The sequence below is a fragment of the Nocardia pseudovaccinii genome, from assembly GCF_050942345.1.
GTDB classification, from domain to species: domain Bacteria; phylum Actinomycetota; class Actinomycetes; order Mycobacteriales; family Mycobacteriaceae; genus Nocardia; species Nocardia pseudovaccinii.
The window spans coordinates 8,304,454-8,323,295 of the sequence record NZ_CP192074.1 but is presented as its reverse complement, the minus strand read 5'-3'; the positions used below and the strand labels follow the sequence as shown (position 1 = coordinate 8,323,295).

Sequence of the window (18,842 nt, the reverse complement as noted above, 5' to 3'; positions counted from 1 at the left end):
CGCTCGAGCCGGCCTGGTCGGCGCTGTGGCCGGCCGTCTCCCGTGGCCGGTGGGTCCACGGCAGGCGCGGGTTGCGAGGCGGAACTACGCTGGCTGGATGATCGGCACGCGGCGCAGTTATGACCTGGTGGCCGAGCGTTATGCCGATGAGCTCGGGGATGAGTTGCGGGGGAAGCCGTTGGATCGAGGGATGCTGGAGGTGTTCGCCGAACTCACCGACGGCGGTGTGGTCGCGGATATCGGTTGTGGGCCTGGGCATGTCGCTGCTTATCTGGCGGGGCGGGGAGTGCGGGCCATCGCGATGGATCTTTCGCCTGCGATGTGTGGGGTGGCGCGGCGGACTACTTCGGTGGCGGTTGGGGCGGCCGATATGACCGCGCTGCCGGTGCGGGCGGAATCGTTGGCGGGGGTGGTTTGCCTTTATGCGGTGATCCATTTGGACGAGCACCAGCGGGCGGCGGCCTATGCGGAGTTCGCGCGGGTGTTGCGGCCGGGTGGGCACGCGCTCATCGCGTTTCACACCAGCGATGCGGACTTTCCGGATGGTGGGGCCAAGACGCTCACCGATTGGTGGGGCCAGCAGGTTGATCTCACCTTTCGTTACCTGGACCCGGACGCTGAATCCGAAGCCTTGGTCAGGGCTGGTCTGGTTCCTGAGGCGCGGTTGGACCGTGAACCGCATCCGGATACCGAACATCCGAGCCGACGCAGCTATCTGCTGGTCCAGCGCGGGTAGGGAAAGGTGCGAATTGTGTTGCGAGCATTACTTTTCGATGTGCAGGGTACGGCGACGGATTTTCATTCGACCGTCTGCGCGGACGCGCGCCGCATCGGCGGTGCTCGATATCGCCACATCGATTGGCCCGGTTTCGTAGACCATTGGCGCGCCGAGTACTTCGCCGCGCTGCGGAAAGCGGAGCCCGACCGAGACAACTGGGTCACCGTGCATTCGGTATACGCCAACGCACTGGACGGCCTATTGGGTGACTACGGCATCGACCTGTCGCCCGACCAACGCGCCGATCTCACACTCGCCTGGCAACGACTCGAACCGTGGCCTGATGTCGTCGCCGGATTGACCAGGCTCGCAAGCGAATTCACGATCGCGACCCTGTCGAATGCGGATGTCGCCGCCGTGGTGAACATCTCGAAGCGCGCCGCGCTGCCGTGGGATGCGGTGTTCACCGCCGAGATGGCGGGTGCGTTCAAGCCCGACCCCACGGTGTATCGCATGGCCGCACGGTATCTGGGGCTGGAGCCTGCCGAGATCATGATGGTCGCCAGCCACAAATACGACATCCAGGCTGCGGGCGCACTGGGCTTCCGTACGGCCTTCGTCGCACGGCCACTCGAGTTCGGCGCCGGTGGTGACGTGGACGTTTCCTTCGACGACGATTTCGACGTCAACGCCACCGACTTCCTCGATCTCGCAGACCAACTCGGCTGCTGACCTACCCGGTTCGCATGGCACACAGCACATGTGGCGGAGCGATGGAGCCCTGTCGGGGCTTGATACCGAGGTAACCGGCGACGAGATGCGGTGCGTCGCGATCGTCGATTCGGTCGAATCCCGCCTCCCGCAAGATATTTGCGATCTCATCGGCGGTAAAGAAGCTGAGCCATGGCTCGCCGATGGACGCCACCAAATCGGCTCGCGCGGTGCGCTGATCCATCTCCTCGCCTTTGGAAGCCGAAGCGGGATAGATATAGTCGAACACCAACCGCACCGGTGTCGCCTGACCCGCGACGAACCGTAGGGTGTCCAGGATCGTGTCCTGAGTCAGATACATGATGACACCGAGCCACACGAACACGGCCGGCCGACGCCGATCGAACCCGGCGGCAGCCAATCCTGCTGCGAGCGTCTGGCTTTCGAAGTCGACGGGCGCGAAGATCAGCGACGACGGAAGTTCGATGCCCGCCACATCGAGCCGCTGTCGCTTCCACTCCTGGGTATCGGGATGATCGACCTCGAACACCCGCACATCCGGATGCGGGTTGCGGTAGGCGAAGGTGTCCAGTCCGGCACCCAGAATCACCACCTGCCGGGTGCCCGCCGCCACGGCGTCGGCAACGGTGTCCTCGGCGAAGCGCGCGCGGGCGGCCAGGAACAGACGGCGTCGGCGACGCATGTCGGTGTCATCCTGATATTTCGTGGTCTCCAAGTCGGCCAGTTGATCTGGCGTGATGCCAGCGATCCGAACGGCCAGCGGATCGGTGAAGATGCGCGGCTCACCCGCGATCTGATGGTAGGCGCGAGCGTAGGCCGTGGCGAGCGCGGTGCGACTTGGCTGACCGAGTTGCATACGCCGAACTTACGTGGACGCTGCCCGGCGCGCTATTCCTCGGTGATGATCAGCGAGGTGGCGATGGGAGCGAGCACCTCGACCAGTTGCGTGATCGGCGGGCGCGGGTCGGCCAGAATCCATTCGTGCGCGACGCCGTTGATCGCGCCGATGAGTGCGCTTGCCGCCCAGGTGATTCCACCACGGACGCGGATATCCGGGCCCGCGATCGAGATGAGCAGCGCCTCGATTGCCCCCGCCCACGCGTGGCGGCGCTCACGGCGGTGCTTCTCCATGCGTTCGCTGACCCCGACCACCTCGACGAAGGCGACCTTGGCCCGGTACGGATCGGAGCTGATCGAACCGATGAACGCCGTCAGCACCGCGGTGAGCCCGGCCGCGATATCCGTATCCGGACCCAGCGCTGCGACGGCCTGCCCGACAACAGATGCGGACTGGTCCTGGATGTAGTCGTAGGACGCGATGAGCACGTCTTCCCTGGTCTGGAACTCCTCGTAGAACTGCCGCTTGGACAGCCCGGCCGCGGTGCACACATCGGCCAGCGAGCAGTCCGCATAGCCGCGCTCGGCGAAGGTCCGGATGGCGGCGTCCAGGAACCGCTGCCGTCGCTCGGCCTTGCGCTCGCTCACCGCGCGCCCGCCGTACTGCCTGTCCACGATGGTCACAGCTCCGCCTCGCTGGCGCTCGGCTGCGCTGCGACCAAGGGGGCTGTGTCTTTGGTTCCCTCGCTGTGCTCGGTCACAAGCACCACGGTATCCGAGCAGCCACGCGGACTGCTCGGTGTGCTGTGACGGCTCGGTCAGCCCAGGATGAAGGATCTGCCCAGCGCATCCTGTGCGCCGTAGAAGAGCAAGAAGACGTAATACAGAACCGTCGAGACCGGTTCATTGAGCACGTGCATGTTTCCTCGGAGCTTCCCCAGCAAGCTTTCCGGCACCAACCGGCCGGTTCGGTGAACCGAAAGTTACGGCATATTCCGCCGCTCGGCACATCGAGTCGGCGAATCGGGTCTATTTCTGCCCAAGACTGCGGCCGTTGTTGCGATGCACATCACGTCTGTGCCATAGTCGCCAACATGTGAGACGGAGCGGTCTCACAGTAGTAGGCGAAGGGGCTGGAAGTTGATCAATCCGCTAGCGGGTCGCGCCCGGCGAATCATTTTCTCGGCCGGAGTCACGGCCATCGCACTGCTCGCGACGACCGCGGTCACGGTCGCCGAGCCGCCAGCGGATCCGGCTGCGGTGCAACCCGCGGCACCGGTTCCGCTGCCGCCCGAATTGGATCCGGGTTTCTACCATCCGGCCGCAGAGCTCGTAGCGAGCAAGGCGCCGGGCGAGATCATCTCGGCTCGGCAGGTCAATGTCGCCAACTTCGGGTTGATTCCGGTGAATGTCGATGCGTGGCAGGTCTCCTACCGCTCGAACAACAGCCGGGACGAGGCGATTCCAGCGGTCGCGACGGTCGTGAAGCCGCGCGGTTCGGCACCGGACAAGCTCGTATCAATGCAGATCGCCGAGGATTCGTTGGCGGGGTACTGTGCACCTTCCTATGCGCTGCAACAGTTTTCGGTCAGTCCGTTCGTCGGTCAGGTCGTCGCTCCTGCCGAGTGGGTGATTGAGCAGGGCGCGGTGCAGCAGGGCTGGGCGGTTGTCATTCCCGATCATCAGGGACCGAACAATGCCTACGCGGCCGGACCGCTGGCCGGGCGGATCACCCTCGACGGCATCCGCGCGGCACGCAATCTCGAGCCGATGCGGCTCGCGCCGGATACCCGGATCGGGATGTACGGCTATTCCGGCGGCGCCATTGCCACCGGTCACGCGGCCGAGTTGAAGCAGGGCTATGCGCCTGAGCTCAATATCGTCGGCGCGGCCGAGGGCGGTGTGCCCGCCGATCTCGGGGTGACGCTGAATGTCGCGAACAACCAGCTCACCTCCGGTCTGGTCCTGGGCGCCATCAACGGGCTCACCCGCGAGTATCCGGATTTCGCCCGATTCATCGACGGGAATATCGATCTGCTCGGCCGGGCGGTGTCGACTGTGCAGGGCGGGCTGTGTGTGCAGTATGTATCCGCGTTGCTGCCGTTCCTGAACCTGAAGGGCATGCTCCGGGTGCCCGGCGATCCGATCGAGCACCCGGCGGTCGTCGATGTGCTCGACAGGACCCGCATGGGTAAGTCGGTACCCGATATGCCGATGTACATCTGGCAGGGCAATCCGGATGAAATCATTCCGGTGGGTCAGGTCAACACGCTGGTCGATGCCTACTGCCAAAGCCCTTCCGCGAGTGTGCAATACACCCGCGAGCACTTTGCGGAGCATGTTGTCACCGAGGTGTCGGGCACTGCGCCCGCCCTTCTGTGGCTGCGTGACCGGCTCAATGGTGTTCCGGCACAACAGGGTTGCAGCACCGCCGATGTGGGCTGGTTGGCCTTGGATCCGAACGGAATCGAGCTGTTGAAGTCGACTTTCGGCGAGACCTTCGCCTCATTCTTCGGTAAGCCCATCGGCGTGAAGTGAGCTGTTCCGGTCCGGATCGGCCGATCCGGACCGGAGGTGAGCTAGCGGGTGCCGTGCTGGAGCCCTCGATGATCGGGCCGAAGTTGTTGCCATAGCTGCCGAAGAGATGGCACTCTCAGTCGGCGCTGAACATTTCCTCTGCGCGACGGGTGTCCATGTACTCGCGCACGCGGTGGATCAGACCGTCGCGCAGTTCGAAGATGAAGCAGTAGTCATTGTCGTAGTGGTTGCCGTTCATCAATGTCGCCTGCATCCGCTCCTCCACGACGACCGTCGCGCCCTCGGCGATGACGGCAGTGAACTGCACGCTTCGATCGGATACGAACACGGCCGGAAACTCTGTGGTCAGGAAGTGCACGATGCGGTCACGACCGACCAGGTGATTGGTGCCGTCGAGCGCGCGGGCGGTGGCGTTCTGCGGCGGTGCGAGCCATTCGGCATCCGGGGTGAATACCGCGGCAATGCGGTCGGAGTCCTGGGTCGCGAATTCGCGCCAGGCTCGGATGATCACATCTTTGCTCGTCTGTGCGTCCATTCGGCCAATCCTGGGTTGGCCGCGGCCGTCGATCACGCCATATCCGGACAGACCGTGTCCGGATATGGCTGGTCGGTGCGCGGCTCGGAGCGCAGACTCGGGGGATGGGATCGTTCGAAGGCGTCGTCACGACCGGCATCTACTGCTTGCCGCCGTGTCCCGGACGCCCTCGGGCGGAGAATGTCGTCTCCTTCACCTCCGCTGCGGGTGCCGAGGCGGCAGGGTTTCGGGCGTGCCACCGCTGTCGGCCCTATCGGAGTGATCGAAAGCCTACGCGCGCATCCGAATTGGTCTGTCGCGCTATCGATCTCATTGCCGTGGGTGCACTGGACGAGGGCAAGGAGGCGGAACTCGCCGCGCGGTTGGCGGTGTCGGAACGTCATCTGCGACGGATGTTCCATGAGCAGGTCGGTGCGACGCCGGATCAGCTGGCCCGTTCGCGGCGTGCGCATTTCGCGCGACGACTACTGGACGATACCGATCTGTCGGTCACCGATATCGCCTTCGCTGCCGGATTCGGGAGCCTGCGTCAATTCAATCGGGTGATGGTCGCGATATTTCGCGCAACGCCTGTCGAGCTACGCAAACGTCGGCGGCGTGCGGATCGGCTTGTCGCGGATGGCGGTCTCGCGCTGCGCGTGCCGGTTGCCGAGGGGACGAACATCGAGCGGCGATTGGCACAATTGGCGTGCACCGCGATCGCTGGTGTCGAGAGCGCCACGCCGACCCGCTACCGGCGCACGATCGACATGGACGGCGATCCGGGCGTCATCGAAATATCCTCAGCCACAATAGATGCCGCGCTGCTCATGGCGCATGTGCCGCATATCGAGGGCCTGATCCATCTGGTGTCCAGGGTGCAGCGGCTGCTCGCGGGGGAGCCGTGGGACCCATTCGAAAATGACATCCGCGGTGTCGTGTCGGACAGCGATGCTCTCGACGATCTCGTCGCGGCCTATGGCAAACCCGTCGGCGGCTTGGAGCAGTTCGGCCTTTCCTATCTCTTCCCGACCCCGACGATGCTCGCCGCTGACCTGAGCGGTCTCGATGCCGTTGGCGCACAGGCGATCCTGACCGCGCTCGTGCACTGACACTCCAGGCAGTTCTATGAATCGGATGTCTTCATCTTGTCCAGTATTCTGGGTTGCCATTGGTAAAACCAACTGAATTTGCAGGATTCTCCCTGGGGCGACGAGGTCGCGGCATAGGTGAATCGACGGTCGTTTGTGCTGATCGGAACTTTGTCGACGAGTTGCTCGAAGCGCGGTTCGATCTGGACTGGGAGCGTTCTCGGGTCGGGTGTGATCACGGGGAAACAGAGGCGTTCGATCCGAGGAGATTCCCAGCTGAAGGTGGCGTATATATCGAATGCTTTCTCGGTGAGCGAGAGGAATTGATCGGTCGGGTCCGGAAATCCGGCATCTCGGTGGAGTGACGTGATGGCGCGGGGTTCGAAGCAGTCGGCAGGCAGACCGGGGAAATACACGTTCATCGTCTTGTCGTGGTAGTCGATGCCGAGCAAGCCGACTTTGTCCTCCAAGCCGTGACGTGCGAACATGCGGACGTGTTCGCCGAGACCGGGCGGCATGGACGGGAGGGCGGCAAGCTCCGATACCTTTTGCACGCCATCGGCAGGAAAGAACGGCCAGACTTTTTTGAAGCCGCCGACTACACCGATATCGATCCCGTAGCTGTCGATGGGGCACTGTTTCCGGACCTGGTCCAGCAGAGCGCCGACCGGATGATCGGTCTCGGGAATCAGTTTGTTGGCAAGAGCGATGTTGTAAGGGTCGGTGTCTCTCGGCAGCGTCAGAAAACGGTAGTCGAGGTCTCCCGAGCGGCGGGCCTCGGTGACCACTCTGAAAGAGATCACGGACTGTGTGAGCACCGTGCCGTATGCGGTCAGGTTGGGCCAGACCGTGTCTCGCGTGCAGGGGACGTTCCACAACCGCGCGGATTTCTCAATGGCCGCATAGAGATCGTCCAGCTCGGATTCTGTGGTGGGCATGCGTCCTTCCAAAGATGAGTGCTACGAACAACATCGCGGTCTCGCCAACCCCAGCTGGCGAGACCGCAAGTTTAGTCGCCTTCCATGCACCAGGGATGTCACCGAAGGTGGGGAGGGTGGCCAAGGCTCAGTTGTGTTCGCGTTCACCGCGCAATCCGCCGCCAGGACTGCACTCGTTGCGGCGCAACGAAATACAACTCAGCGGCCGTCTCCAACCGTCGCCGAGGGCGACCCGATCGTCAGTGCGGGAGTGGCGAATTGATCGTGGTGAAGTACTGGATCGCGGCCGCGACGATCACCGGGGCGGTGACCAACAGCTGACCCGCAATGGTGCCGAGCGCGCCGACCGCGATGACGCCGCCGAGACAGCCGACCGCGGCTGCGGGCAGGATCGGACCGAAGAGTCCGATGATGGTGGCGGTGGCGGCCGCCGCTCCGACCACCCCGCCGAGCACGCATCCAACGGCCGCGCCGCCGAGTCCGCCCACAACCGTGCCGACGATGGCACCCATGGCGATGGTGCTGCTCATCCGATTCCAGGCCGCGACCTCGCGCTCGTATTCCGATCGGAAGGGTGCCTGATCCTCGAAGGGCAGTGCGACCGGCCGATACATCGCGCGCGCGATATCGACTTGCGGTACGAGGGTCGCGCTGTGACCGGAAATCGCTGCGGCGATGGGGAATTCGAAATCGTCGAGCCGTAGCCGCAACGGCATCGCGGCGACCACGGTGCCATCGGCGGCCTTGATCTGGAAGACATCATTGTCCGACGACATTGTCCCCGAGTCGATATCGATCACACTGGCGCCGTCGACCGCGCGTGCGGTGAAGGCGACGCCGTCGCCCTCGTCCGCGGGCTGGGCCGCGGCCGTGCCCACGGCAGTGGCGACGGCAAGTGTGCAGGTGAAGATGAATGTGGTGACGCGCATGCTTGACCTTTTCGAGTGTGTTGCGTAGCCGGGGTACCGGTTCAGGACAGTTGGGCCAGCGTGACGACGACCGCCGCACTGATCTCCTGTTGGCCGGAGCCGGTCAGGTGGACGCCATCGTCGAGGTGCCCGTCGAAACCCGAGTCGGGGGTGGTTATCGCGAACACGTCGACGATCGGCTCCGGCTGATCGGCCAGCATCGCGGCGGTGTCGGCCATATCCGAAGTGCGCCAAGCGATTCCAGCCCGCTGAAAGTGTGGGAATGCGGCTGCCTTCGCCTCGTCCACCGCGGCCGGGGTGAGCCATATCCACCGCGCGTCGATGTCACGCATCGCCGAGTCGTGCAGCAGCAGCAGATTGCGGTTCGTTTCCAACATGCTGACCAGCCGAGGTCCGTCGATCCCACCGAGGCGCTTGGCATCGTTCGCGCCGAGATGGCACAGCACCCAATCGGGCCGCTGACTGGTCAGCGTCGACAGTGCGGCGAGCGCCTGTGTTGTGGTGCACCCGGATACGGCCAGATTGCTGAGTCGGATGCCGTCGTCCGGACGGCGAATGGCCAGCAGCGCGCGCAGTATCTCGAACCAGGACCGCCGATCCGCCGTCGTGCTCTCCCCGATGGCGACGACGTGTTGGCCGGGCTCGAATGGGAGCCGGTCCACCGCGTCGGCCACTTCGGGATTCGCCAGCAGTTCGGTCGCCGCCGTGTGGACCTGTGCATCGAATCCGGCCCGCAGTCGCTTGTACTCGGCCGGATCCAGGCCGAACAGGCTCGCGATGCGGATGTCGTCGAGTTCGTCGAGATAGGGCAGCACCCGCTCGGGCCGCTGGAACCGGATCAGCTTCTCGATCAGCTCGGCATTCACGCTAAACTCAATTCTCTAAGGTGAATCATTCAGTATAGTGAACGATACTGCGCTGTGTACGATAGCGTGGTGATCGAAGCCGAGCAAGGGGATGCGCAGCACGCGCCACGCACACGGGCAGTGACCTTTCTGCTCGCACAGATCGGCGCGCACGCGGCCCAGCGATTCGCCGAGCGCATCAGCGATATCGAACTGTCCCCGCCGGATATCGGACTGCTGCGGATGATCGCGACCCAGCCCGGACGCAGTCAGCGGTCACTGTCGGCCGAACTCGGCGTCGTCCCCAGCCGCGTCGTCACCCTGATCGATAACCTCGACCACAAGGGCCTCGTCGAACGCCGCCGCAGCGCCACCGACCGCCGCAACCACGAACTACACCTCACCCCGAAGGCGCAACAGCTGATGGGCCAGGTGTGGCAGATCGCCACGGCACACGAAGGCGATATCTGCGCGGGACTGGACGACACCGAATACGAACACTTGGCGACCCTGCTCAACCGCATCGCCGAACAACAACAGCTCACCCCGGGCGTGCACCCCGGCTATCGGCGAATGCCGCCCGCCGAGTAGGCGTCCGTGCCTTCCATCCCTACACCGTCAGCCGAAAGCAGATCGTGGCTGGCGCGAGGTGGGCGATCGAGAAGTTTTCCAAACCGCCAAGGAACATTGCGGCCTGGACCACCACCAGTTCCGTCGCGGTATCCACCGCACAACGAAATACGACTGCCTTGCTAACCGGTTGAGTCGTCCTGGCACGGAATCGGTCGCACTGTCGAACGATCGAGCGCATTGAGCACGAGTGTGGCAGTGGTGGGTGAGAAGACCGTGCCGTTGTGACCGGCTTTGCTTGCGGGGCAGACGTTTTGGAGGACGTAGTTGTCGACACCAGGCTCCGCGATCATGGCCTCGTTCTGGCCGAAGGACGAGATCGGGTCGAAGCGGCTGCTGATGGTGGTGTAGGCGATGCCGGGGACGGTGGTGGGGCCGGAGTTCAGTTCCTGTAGAAAGACCGATCCGGCCAGTAGATCCTTCACCGCGGGCGGTACCGGCAGCTCGTCGCGGAGATTTCCGAGCAGAGTCGCACCGAGCTCGCCGAGCGTGCCGTGTGTCGGCGAGGAAATGGTGGTCACCGAACGGACGCCACCGGCGATCTCCGGATCGGTTTTCACGATGTGCTGCGCCATGATGCCGCCCTCGGAATGGCCGATCAGGTCGACCTTCGGGACGCCGAGCCGGGCGGTCAGCGCGGTCAGTTTCTGCTTGATCTCTACTGCCGAATCGGCGAGCGGACCATTGCCACCGCCCTGCATGGCATTGCTGCCGCCATAGGAGAAGGAATAGACGCACAGGCCCGCATTGGCGAGGGCCGGTCCGAGATAGCCCCAGGCTCGATACTCGTCGCCCGCGAAACCATGTAGTAGGACAACGGGAACCGCGCCAGGGAAAGTGGGCGCGCAGTCGTACCGGTTGACTCCGGGCGGCGTCGGGGCTTCGACCTTGCCCTCCTGTGCCCACCGGGTTTCCTCGTCCTGCACCTGCTCCCAAGTGGCGGTCGGATACGGTCCCGGCTCGGCGGCGGCCACGGGCATCGCTGCGGCGCACAGCGCAAATCCGGTCAGGAACAAGGTGATTCGGCGCAACGTCATGCGTGTGGTCCTTGAACGGCCGTGGTCAGGCGGATATCGGCGACCGATCGACCGGTCAGCAGGTCGTAGGCGGTGGCCGGTAGTGCCCAGGTCTTCGTTGCCTCATCCCAGGATTCGGCGGCCCGGCGAGGGATCGGAATCGCCACCTCGGCAGTCTCGCCCGGCTCGGCTTCGACGACCGCGAAGGCGGCCAGTCGGCGTTCCGGTTGGGATGAATGCGCGATGTACGTCTGGATCGTTTCGCGGCCGGGACGATCTCCGGTATTGCGAACCGTCACGGTGAGCGTGCCGAGACCAGATGCCGGGTCGGGGGCGAAGGCAGCGCTCTCGTATTCCCAGGTGGTGTAACCGATTCCGTGCCCGAACCAGTATGCCGGTGCGGTCGGAAGTCGTTGCCACGCACGGTATCCGAGGTAGATGTCCTCCTCGTAGGCGAGGGCACCATCGGTCGGCGTGACATTCAGCACCGGCGCATCGTCCTGATGCACGGGCCAAGTGGTGGGCAGCCGTCCGCTCGGTTCGGCCCGCCCCATGAGCACATCGGCCAGCGCGGCACCGCCTTCCTGCCCTGGAAACCAGGTGAGCAGGATCGCCGCGACATCCGTGGCCCACGGCATGTGCACGGGTGACCCGGTATTCACCACCACCACGGTGCGCGGATTGGCAGCGGCGACCCGGGCGACGAGCTCATCCTGTCGACCGGGCAGCGAAAGCGATGTGCGGTCGAAACTTTCGCTCTCCACCTCGGGGGTGGTGGCGACGACCACGACGGCCACCTCGGCCGCGGCCGCCGCGGCGACGGCTTCTTCGATGAGCGCCTCGGGGTCGATATTCGGTTCCTGATGTCCGAGCGAGAACTTCTCGAAGGCGATGGGCATCTCGGGCAGCGTCGTCACGGTATGGGTAATACTGATCGAAACCTGCTGTCCCGCAGCGAGTTCGACCTCGAAAAGCGTCTCCGGCGGCTGGAGGAAGGCCGCCACCGGGTCGCCCTCGGGGACGATCGCGTCGTCGAAACAGGTCACATCGCCGACCGTCAGCCGGAACGGCCCGATACCGGCGATGGCCAAGGTATGCGTTCCCGTCGCCCGTGACGTGAAGGTGCCGGTGACAACGACCCGATGCAGTTCCCCGACCCCGATACCGTCCGGGAACTCACCGATCCATTCGATCGCGGCCTCCGGCAGCGGATGTTCGCCGAGCAGGCGGTCAGCCGCCCCGTAGAGCTGGACCCGCAGGTCGAAACCTTCCTTCGCGGCGGGAATCTTGACCCGGGGATCCGCGCCGACGGCATAGACCAGTTCGGTATCCGCATCGAGCACGGCCCGCAGGCCCTCGAGCGGAGAGACGGTATGCGGTGGGAACACTTGGGCGCTGCCGCCACCGAGCGCCCTCGGCTGGTCGGCGGTCTGGCCGATCAGCGCAATGCGGCGGACCTTGCCGAGCGGAAGCACGCCACTCTCGTTGCGCAGCAGCACGATCGAGCGTTGGGCGATCTCGCGTGCCAGCGCGTCGCCGTTGAACGTCGCGGGCGCCGTGGCGACTTCAGGTGGTGCCCCGGCCAACGCGCCGACCCGGGCGGCGAGCCGGAGCACATGCCGTGCCATCTGCTCGACCGTCTCGGCCGGAACCTGGCCTGCGCGAACCGCTTCCGCGAGGGCATGGCCGAAAACGCTCTGCGGTCCCGGCATCGCAATATCGAGCCCGCCGACGGCCGCGCTGACAGTATTGCGCGCCGCCGTCCAGTCCGAGACGATAGCGCCGTCGAAACCCCAACGTGCACGCAGGATTTCGTTCTGCAATGCACTGTGCTCGGTCATCGTGACGCCGTTGACGCTGTTGTAGGCCGCCATCAAAGCCCATGGCTCGGCCTGCTCGACCACGGTTTCGAACGGCGCCAGATACAGCTCGTGCAGTGCCCGCTGGGATACCCGCACATCAACGGTGAATCGGTCGGTCTCGGAATCATTGGCCACGAAATGCTTGGGCGTGGCGGCCACGCCGCCCTCCTGCACACCGGTCACATAGGCCGCGCCGATCGCACCGGTCAGCAGCGGATCCTCCGAATAGCACTCGAAATGCCTGCCGCCCAATGGGCTTCGATGCAGATTGAGCGTCGGAGCAAGCAGCATATGCACGCCCTTGCGCCGGGCCTCCTGCGCGAGCAACTGCCCGGCCCGCCGGGCCAGAGCCGGATCCCAGGTTGCGGCCAGCGCGGTCGGGCTCGGCAGGGCGATCGAGGGATCCTCCGGACTCCAGTGCACGCCGCGCACGCCGATCGGACCGTCGGACATCACGAGGGACGCCAACCCGATCTCCGGAATCGCGGGCAGGGACCACATGTCCTGTCCGGCGAGCAGGCGGCAACGCGCATCCAGATCCAGTGCGGCCAACGCCTTTTCGACCACTGCCTCGGCGTCGGCTCGGTGATTCGCCATGTCGGTCGACTCCCTTGTTCGTATGACGCGCGGGCATCTACCTCGAAGTATGGTCGAACTACCTAGCGACCGGTAGGGAAAGTTATCGATGCGTTATAAATCCGGATCACCATCCGGACGGATCAATCGCAGGAACTTGCGCAGCAGCGCGGGCATATCGACCTCATCCGGCGATAGCAACCATTGCTGCTGTAAACCATCCAGAACCGCGATCAGTAATACGGCGGCATCTCGATGTGAGACGCCATGCGGCGGATCGCCGCCAAGTGCGCGCTCCAGGAAGGTTGTCAACATCTCCCGGGCCTGCGCGTACCGATCGACGAAGTAGTCGCGCGCTGGATGGTCCTGGGTGACGCTCTCGGCCGCGAGCACCGTGAACGACTGCACGATTCCGGGTCGCTCGACATTGCGTTCCACCAGTTCGGCAAGGAGTTCCAGGGTTGTCGAACGGCCCTGTGCGGTGGCGAGCAGGACATCGAGATCGTTCTGATCGCGCAATGCGAGCACATTCGCCAGCAGTGTCTGCTTATTGGGGAAGTAGTGCAGCACGCCCTGCTGGCTGAGTCCGACCCGCTCCGCGACGATCGCAATGGTCGCGCCTTGATAGCCGCGTTCCGCGAAAACCTCGAGTGCCGCCTCCAGGATCGCTCGACGACGATCCTCGTGACCGGCCCGGCCCTGGGCCCGCCTCATGCGGTGCACTCTTTTGCTGCGTCCATTGTTCGCAGACTAGCGAATCGCCATTGGCAGGGGCGGTTTCGCCGCATCTACTATCTATCAACGCTAGATCTAGCGTTGATAGATAGTAGAGCAATGATAGAAGTATGCGTATCATGTTCTTGGTGGTCGGCGGAACCGGCGTCGTAGGGCGGCAAGTGGTCGAGAGATTGGTGGCAGCGGGTGGGTGCCGATGCTGGCCGACCCGCATGCTGCGGATGTCCGCCGCGGCGGTGCGGCCGTTCAATGAGGTGCAGGCTCGTCGAATGCGGCTGGGGGCGCTGTTGGATTCCCGCCCGCAGACCGTTGACACGGGTGCGGTCTGGGAGGAACTGGGCATCCTGCCTGCTCGGCTGACCGATTGGCTCGACCGTCTGCCGAATCCTGACGTCGTGTCACAGTGACGCTTGGCGCTGTACCGCGCCCGGCGCCGCGATCTCACCGCAGTGCGGCGACAACCTGCTGTGCGATGTTCTGCTCGCCGAAGGTGTTGGGGTGCAGCGGGACAATGGATGGAGTCGACAGCGAGGGAATCAACCCGTTGATCCACTGCTGATCGGGCGTGGCGCACATATCGTGTCCGAGGCTGGAGGTGGCGGTGTCGACGAAGATCGCGCCGTGTGCGGCGGAGACATTGCGCAGCAGCGTATTGAGGTCGACCAGCACGTCCTGGAGGTAGTCGGCGTCGCGCGGCCAGGCGGGCTGTTGTGCCGGGCAGGCGCCTTCGCGCGAGGCGGTGGGGTATCCGACGATCACGATCGTGGCTTCGGGTGCGCGTGAGTGGATTTCATCGATCGCGGTGCCGTAGACGGGTGCCAGGGCCTTGGTCCGTTCCGCGAAAGTGTCGACGCCGTTCGCGGTGAAAGTGTCCGCGCATGATGTGCCGTAGGGCTCCGGCAGGAGATTTCCGCACCGCAGGGCCTGGCTCGCCAGGCCGATATCGTTGCCGCCCATGGTCATTGTCACCAGGGTGGTGTCCGGTGTCAGCGCATCGAACTGCGGTGCGGCGGTTCCGGAGACGACGCCGCGCTGCGAGCTCGCGAGGTCGTCCAAGGTGGCCCCACCGCAGGTGACGTCCTTGAAGGTCGCGACGCCGAGCTCCTTCGCGACCAGCGACGGGTAGTTGACCGCGGACCGTGAACACGTGGCGAGTTCGGTTTGCGGAAATACGCCCGCGCCCGCGGCGAAGGAATCACCGAGGGCCGCGTAGTGGGTGTCCGCGGCCGGGTCTGCGCTCGCTTGCCCGGTAATAGCGGCGCTCGCCGCGACTGTCATCGCGGCTGCGGCGACCGCTGGTCTCACCTTTCCGAACAGGTGGTTCCAGCTGCCGAAAACTTGCATGGTGTCTCCTTGTGAACCCATGACCGGACGAATTCTGGTCTGAACTCCCAGGAGTAACTCGCGCAGGCGGGATCGACCCTGGACATCCGACCGGTACGGGCAGAGTCTAGCCACGATTCGCCAATCCGGAATTACTTTCGGTTTTGCCGCTGAAATTTTCTGGTCGCTGTGCGCTCGGCCGCACGCTGAGATGCCGGGCAGCCTTGGGGGATAGCGTATTTCGTCAAACTGTCAGCGACCAGGCTTTGTTTCAGATTCATGCCCTTGGGTGGGGCACTGTTGCGTTCCTCACTAATTCCTCTCTACCTGCGGAAAGTCGACGATGACGAATCGTCAGGGTTGACACTGCCCGCTTGCGCTGGCTACGGTCGCCATTGTTCGCGCTGAGTCATCGCCCGCCTCGGCATAAATGGCGGCAGGCTGTCAAAATGGTCTGGCCGAATGTTTCAACTGCGGGGAGGCCGTCGTTATTCTTCGACTCCGGTCGCATTCATGAACAAACTCGGCGGACCTTTCTTTGTGCTTCGAGACAAGTTTCTCGCGGCTTTTTCTCGTCCGCCGAGACTCCACCAGTTCCTTTAGACGTTAGGCCAGCTTTGTCCGTCTCGATCTCACCCGCCAAGACCGTGGATGATCTCCCGGGGCCGAGCCGGTGGCCGTTGCTGGGGAATCTCCCGCAGATGCGGCCCTCGTTGCTGCACCGTCAGTTCGACGAGTGGTGCGATGAGTACGGCCCGCTCTATCAGTTGAAGATGCCGGGGCGGCACATCGTGGTCGTGAGCGATCCCGATCTGAACCGCGAGATATTCCGTGACCGGCCCGGCGGGTTCCGGCGGCAGTCGGCGATCGAATCGGTTATGGACGAGATGGGGTCCAACGGACTGTTCTCGCTGGAAGGTGAGGCGTGGCGGCTGCGTCGCAAGCTGGCCATGCCCGCCTTCAATGCCTCGCATCTGCGCAGCTTCCATCCCACCCTGGAGACGATCACCGGACGGCTGCGGCAGCGCTGGGAGCAGCAGTCGCCCAAGGATATTCGCGCCGACCTGACCCGCTACACGGTAGACGTCACCGCCAAGCTGACCTTCGACTACGACATCAACACCATCGAACAGTCCGGCGACATCATCCAGCGGCACCTGGAGCTGATCTTCCCGCTCATCAACCGGCGGATCAACAGCCCGCTCCCGTACTGGCGTTACGTCAAGCTTCCGGACGACCGGGCGCTGGAGCGCGCACTGGCCGCGCTGCGCACCGATCTCACCGGCGTCATCAGTCGGGCCCGCGCGAATCTGCCTGCGGCGCCGACGAATTTCATCGAGGCCTTCCTGTTGGCGCAGGACGGCAGCGCCTCCTTCACCGATGACCAACTGTTCGCCGAGGCGCTGACCATCCTGATCGCCGGTCAGGACACCACCAGCAATGCCATGGCCTGGCTGCTCTACCACCTCGCGGGCAATCCGGCCGTGCAGGAACGGATTCGCGAGGAGGTCACCGAGATCCCCTCGGCGCTGGACCGGCAGCCGTATCTGGAAGCCGTTGTCGCCGAATCGATGCGGCTGCGGCCGACGACCCCGATCGTCGGACTGGAGGCTGCCGTCGACACCACGATCGACGGTGTGCACATCCCGGCGGGCACCTGGGTGATCGTCAATGTGCAGCATGCGAGCCTGCAGGAGAAGAACTTCGAGGACGCGCTGCGCTTCGACCCGGATCGCTGGCTGCGCACCGAGCACGGCACGCATCGGCCCGAGGTCTCCACCCCGTTCGGGGCCGGTCCGCGCTTCTGTCCAGGACGCGGGTTGGCGATGTTGGAGATCAAGAACGTGACCGGCATGGTCTGCCGGAACTTCGAGGTGCGTCTGCCCGCGGGGGCGCAGGCGCCGAAGGATCGCTTCCACTTCGCCGTCATCCCCATCGATCTCGATCTCGACCTGATCCGACGACCCGCCTGACCCCATTCGCCGAGCACACTCTAAGCCTCGATCCGTGGACGTAATCAGTGGTGGGCCGTCCCCGGAATAGGGAAAGTGCCTTCCGAGCTGCGATGATTGGTGTTCTCACGCATCAATCGTTGCAAGATCGGAAAGACACTTTCAGTGCGATTGTTTCACACGTTCGCCGAGGGCTCGGCAGTGTTCGATGACGACAATCTCGTCTCGGTGGCTGGGCTGGTCCCGGTGATGACGTTGGCCGAGCAAACGGGCCTGACCAGCATGTTGGCTGACAAGGTCGCCATAGCTTCGCCGCGGATCACTTCCGGGTCGGCCAACCCGGCCCCGAAACTGGCCACGCTGATCGCCGGGATGTGCGCGGGTGCGGACAGTATCGATGACATCGACCTGCTGCGCAGCGGCGGGATGGGGCACCTGTTCGGTGGTGTGTATGCGCCCTCGACGGTGGGAACTCTGTTGCGCGAGTTCAGCTTTGGTCATGCCAAGCAGTTGGAGTCGGTGATGCGCGAGCACCTGTCCGCGCTGGCCGCCCGTACCGATCTGCTGCCCGGCGCGCAGACACGGTGTTTCGTCGATATCGATTCGCTGCTGCGCCCGGTCTATGGCAAGCAGAAGCAGGGCGCGTCCTACGGGCATGCGAAGATCGCCGGGAAACAGGTTCTCCGCAAAGGGCTTTCACCCCTGGCGGCCACGCTCAGCACCGACCTCGCGGCACCGGTTGTTGCCGGGATGCGGTTACGCGCCGGGAAAACCGGCTCCGGCAAAGGAGCTGGGTCGATGGTCACAGAAGCGATCGGCGTCGCCCGCGCCGCCGGGGCCACCGGCACCATCGTGGTGCGCGGGGATTCGGCCTATGGCAACCGCAGGGTCGTGCGCGCAGCGCTGCGGGCTGGGGCACTGTTCTCGCTGGTGCTGACCAAGAACGCGGCCGTGAAGAAAGCGATCGCCTCGATTCCCGATGACGCGTGGACCCCGGTGCGCTATCCCGGTGCGGTCCGCGACCCCGACACAGGCGAGTGGATCTCCGACGCCGAGGTCGCCGAAACCTCCTACACCGCTTTTGCTTCCACCAAGGACCGCGTCACCGCCCGGCTGATCGTGCGGCGGGTGAAAGACGCCCGCTACCCCGACGCGCTGTTCCCTGTGTGGCGTCACCACCCCTTCCTGACCAACTCGCAAGAGCCGGTTGCCGATGCCGACATCACCCACCGCAAACACGCCGTCATCGAGACCGTTTTCGCCGACCTCATCGACGGTCCCCTGGCCCATATGCCGTCCGGGAAATTCGGTGCCAACTCCGCCTGGGTGATCTGCGCTGGGATCGCCCATAACCTGCTGCGCGCTGCCGGAACCCTCGCCGGCGGCAACCACCGCCGCGCCCGCGCAGCTACCTTGCGCCGCAAAATCGTCAACATCCCCGCCCGACTGGCCCGCCCGCAACGTCGGCCGATTCTGCATCTGCCCACCCACTGGCCCTGGGTCGAGCCATGGCTCATGTTGTGGCACAACACGATCGGCTACACACCGCCACAACCCGTCACTACCTGACCACCCGGCCAGAACCGGCCCGAACCGAGATCCACGT

Annotated in this window: 18 protein-coding genes and 1 pseudogene; 9 read left to right on the top strand and 10 right to left on the bottom strand. The window is 64.5% G+C overall.

All coding sequences use genetic code 11. The features are described 5' to 3' along the window. Positions 1–97 precede the first annotated feature (97 nt). Positions 98–736: a class I SAM-dependent methyltransferase gene (locus ACQPZ2_RS37745; protein ID WP_433522775.1), complete on the top strand. Its 639-nt coding sequence runs from the start codon at positions 98–100 to the stop codon at positions 734–736. Positions 737–742: 6 nt separating this feature from the next. Further along, positions 743–1,450: a haloacid dehalogenase type II gene (locus ACQPZ2_RS37740; protein ID WP_433522774.1), complete on the top strand. Its 708-nt coding sequence runs from the start codon at positions 743–745 to the stop codon at positions 1,448–1,450. Between the two features lies 1 nt (position 1,451). On the opposite strand, the gene ACQPZ2_RS37735 is transcribed toward ACQPZ2_RS37740, so the two are convergent. After that, entirely contained in the window at positions 1,452–2,306 is an 855-nt protein-coding gene (locus ACQPZ2_RS37735; RefSeq protein WP_433522773.1) for a class I SAM-dependent methyltransferase, read from the bottom strand. Between the two features lie 32 nt (positions 2,307–2,338). Further along, positions 2,339–2,971, bottom strand: coding sequence for a TetR/AcrR family transcriptional regulator (locus ACQPZ2_RS37730; RefSeq protein WP_433522772.1), 633 nt, complete (start codon positions 2,969–2,971; stop codon positions 2,339–2,341). A 456-nt stretch (positions 2,972–3,427) separates the two neighbouring features. Here ACQPZ2_RS37730 and ACQPZ2_RS37725 point away from each other — a divergent pair, with 456 nt between their 5' ends. After that, a complete protein-coding gene (locus ACQPZ2_RS37725; RefSeq protein WP_433522771.1) occupies positions 3,428–4,825 on the top strand; it encodes a lipase family protein in 1,398 nt (465 codons plus the stop codon). A gap of 115 nt (positions 4,826–4,940) precedes the next feature. Here ACQPZ2_RS37725 and ACQPZ2_RS37720 read toward each other — a convergent pair whose 3' ends face one another. Continuing rightward, positions 4,941–5,360 carry a nuclear transport factor 2 family protein gene (locus ACQPZ2_RS37720; RefSeq protein ID WP_433522770.1) on the bottom strand — a complete coding sequence of 140 codons (420 nt, stop codon included), beginning with the start codon at positions 5,358–5,360 and terminating at the stop codon, positions 4,941–4,943. Positions 5,361–5,464: 104 nt separating this feature from the next. Here ACQPZ2_RS37720 and ACQPZ2_RS37715 point away from each other — a divergent pair. Next, positions 5,465–5,599 (top strand): annotated as a pseudogene (locus tag ACQPZ2_RS37715) (Ada metal-binding domain-containing protein); the annotation flags it as partial. Positions 5,600–5,677: 78 nt separating this feature from the next. Beyond that, on the top strand, positions 5,678–6,451 hold the full coding sequence (locus ACQPZ2_RS37710; protein WP_433527628.1) for a helix-turn-helix domain-containing protein: 774 nt from the start codon (positions 5,678–5,680) through the stop codon (positions 6,449–6,451). A 14-nt stretch (positions 6,452–6,465) separates the two neighbouring features. Here ACQPZ2_RS37710 and ACQPZ2_RS37705 read toward each other — a convergent pair whose 3' ends face one another. From ACQPZ2_RS37705 to ACQPZ2_RS37695, 3 genes are all read right to left on the bottom strand, one after another. Beyond that, the gene (locus ACQPZ2_RS37705) at positions 6,466–7,368 is read right to left on the bottom strand and encodes an aromatic prenyltransferase (RefSeq protein WP_433522769.1); all 903 of its coding nucleotides are present in this window, start codon (positions 7,366–7,368) and stop codon (positions 6,466–6,468) included. A 239-nt stretch (positions 7,369–7,607) separates the two neighbouring features. Beyond that, positions 7,608–8,297 carry a hypothetical protein gene (locus ACQPZ2_RS37700; protein ID WP_433522768.1) on the bottom strand — a complete coding sequence of 230 codons (690 nt, stop codon included), beginning with the start codon at positions 8,295–8,297 and terminating at the stop codon, positions 7,608–7,610. A 41-nt stretch (positions 8,298–8,338) separates the two neighbouring features. Next, a complete protein-coding gene (locus tag ACQPZ2_RS37695; RefSeq protein WP_433522767.1) occupies positions 8,339–9,163 on the bottom strand; it encodes an SGNH/GDSL hydrolase family protein in 825 nt (274 codons plus the stop codon). 69 nt (positions 9,164–9,232) lie between these two features. On the opposite strand from ACQPZ2_RS37695, the gene ACQPZ2_RS37690 reads away from it, so the two are divergent. Further along, complete coding sequence (locus tag ACQPZ2_RS37690; protein WP_433522766.1) at positions 9,233–9,733, top strand: MarR family winged helix-turn-helix transcriptional regulator; 501 nt, start codon at positions 9,233–9,235, stop codon at positions 9,731–9,733. Between the two features lie 161 nt (positions 9,734–9,894). Here the strand turns inward: ACQPZ2_RS37690 and ACQPZ2_RS37685 are convergent, their stop codons facing one another. The 3 genes from ACQPZ2_RS37685 to ACQPZ2_RS37675 all read right to left on the bottom strand — a co-directional run bounded on the left by ACQPZ2_RS37685 (position 9,895) and on the right by ACQPZ2_RS37675 (position 13,940). Further along, a complete protein-coding gene (locus ACQPZ2_RS37685) occupies positions 9,895–10,809 on the bottom strand; it encodes an esterase/lipase family protein (RefSeq protein WP_433522765.1) in 915 nt (304 codons plus the stop codon). After that, positions 10,806–13,247: a beta-glucosidase family protein gene (locus tag ACQPZ2_RS37680; RefSeq protein ID WP_433522764.1), complete on the bottom strand. Its 2,442-nt coding sequence runs from the start codon at positions 13,245–13,247 to the stop codon at positions 10,806–10,808. Before ACQPZ2_RS37680 ends, ACQPZ2_RS37685 begins: the two co-directional genes overlap by 4 nt. Positions 13,248–13,340: 93 nt before the next feature. Next, the gene (locus ACQPZ2_RS37675; protein WP_433522763.1) at positions 13,341–13,940 is read right to left on the bottom strand and encodes a TetR/AcrR family transcriptional regulator; all 600 of its coding nucleotides are present in this window, start codon (positions 13,938–13,940) and stop codon (positions 13,341–13,343) included. 131 nt (positions 13,941–14,071) lie between these two features. Between ACQPZ2_RS37675 and ACQPZ2_RS37670 the strand changes: the two genes are divergently transcribed. After that, positions 14,072–14,368: a hypothetical protein gene (locus tag ACQPZ2_RS37670; RefSeq protein ID WP_433522762.1), complete on the top strand. Its 297-nt coding sequence runs from the start codon at positions 14,072–14,074 to the stop codon at positions 14,366–14,368. A gap of 34 nt (positions 14,369–14,402) precedes the next feature. Here the strand turns inward: ACQPZ2_RS37670 and ACQPZ2_RS37665 are convergent, their stop codons facing one another. Further along, complete coding sequence (locus ACQPZ2_RS37665; protein WP_433522761.1) at positions 14,403–15,305, bottom strand: SGNH/GDSL hydrolase family protein; 903 nt, start codon at positions 15,303–15,305, stop codon at positions 14,403–14,405. A gap of 428 nt (positions 15,306–15,733) precedes the next feature. Between ACQPZ2_RS37665 and ACQPZ2_RS37660 the strand changes: the two genes are divergently transcribed. Together ACQPZ2_RS37660 and ACQPZ2_RS37655 are read left to right on the top strand one after the other, a co-directional pair. After that, positions 15,734–17,257 carry a cytochrome P450 gene (locus tag ACQPZ2_RS37660; RefSeq protein ID WP_433522760.1) on the top strand — a complete coding sequence of 508 codons (1,524 nt, stop codon included), beginning with the start codon at positions 15,734–15,736 and terminating at the stop codon, positions 17,255–17,257. 144 nt (positions 17,258–17,401) lie between these two features. Next, positions 17,402–18,805, top strand: coding sequence for an IS1380 family transposase (locus ACQPZ2_RS37655; protein ID WP_433522759.1), 1,404 nt, complete (start codon positions 17,402–17,404; stop codon positions 18,803–18,805). Positions 18,806–18,842: the final 37 nt, after the last annotated feature.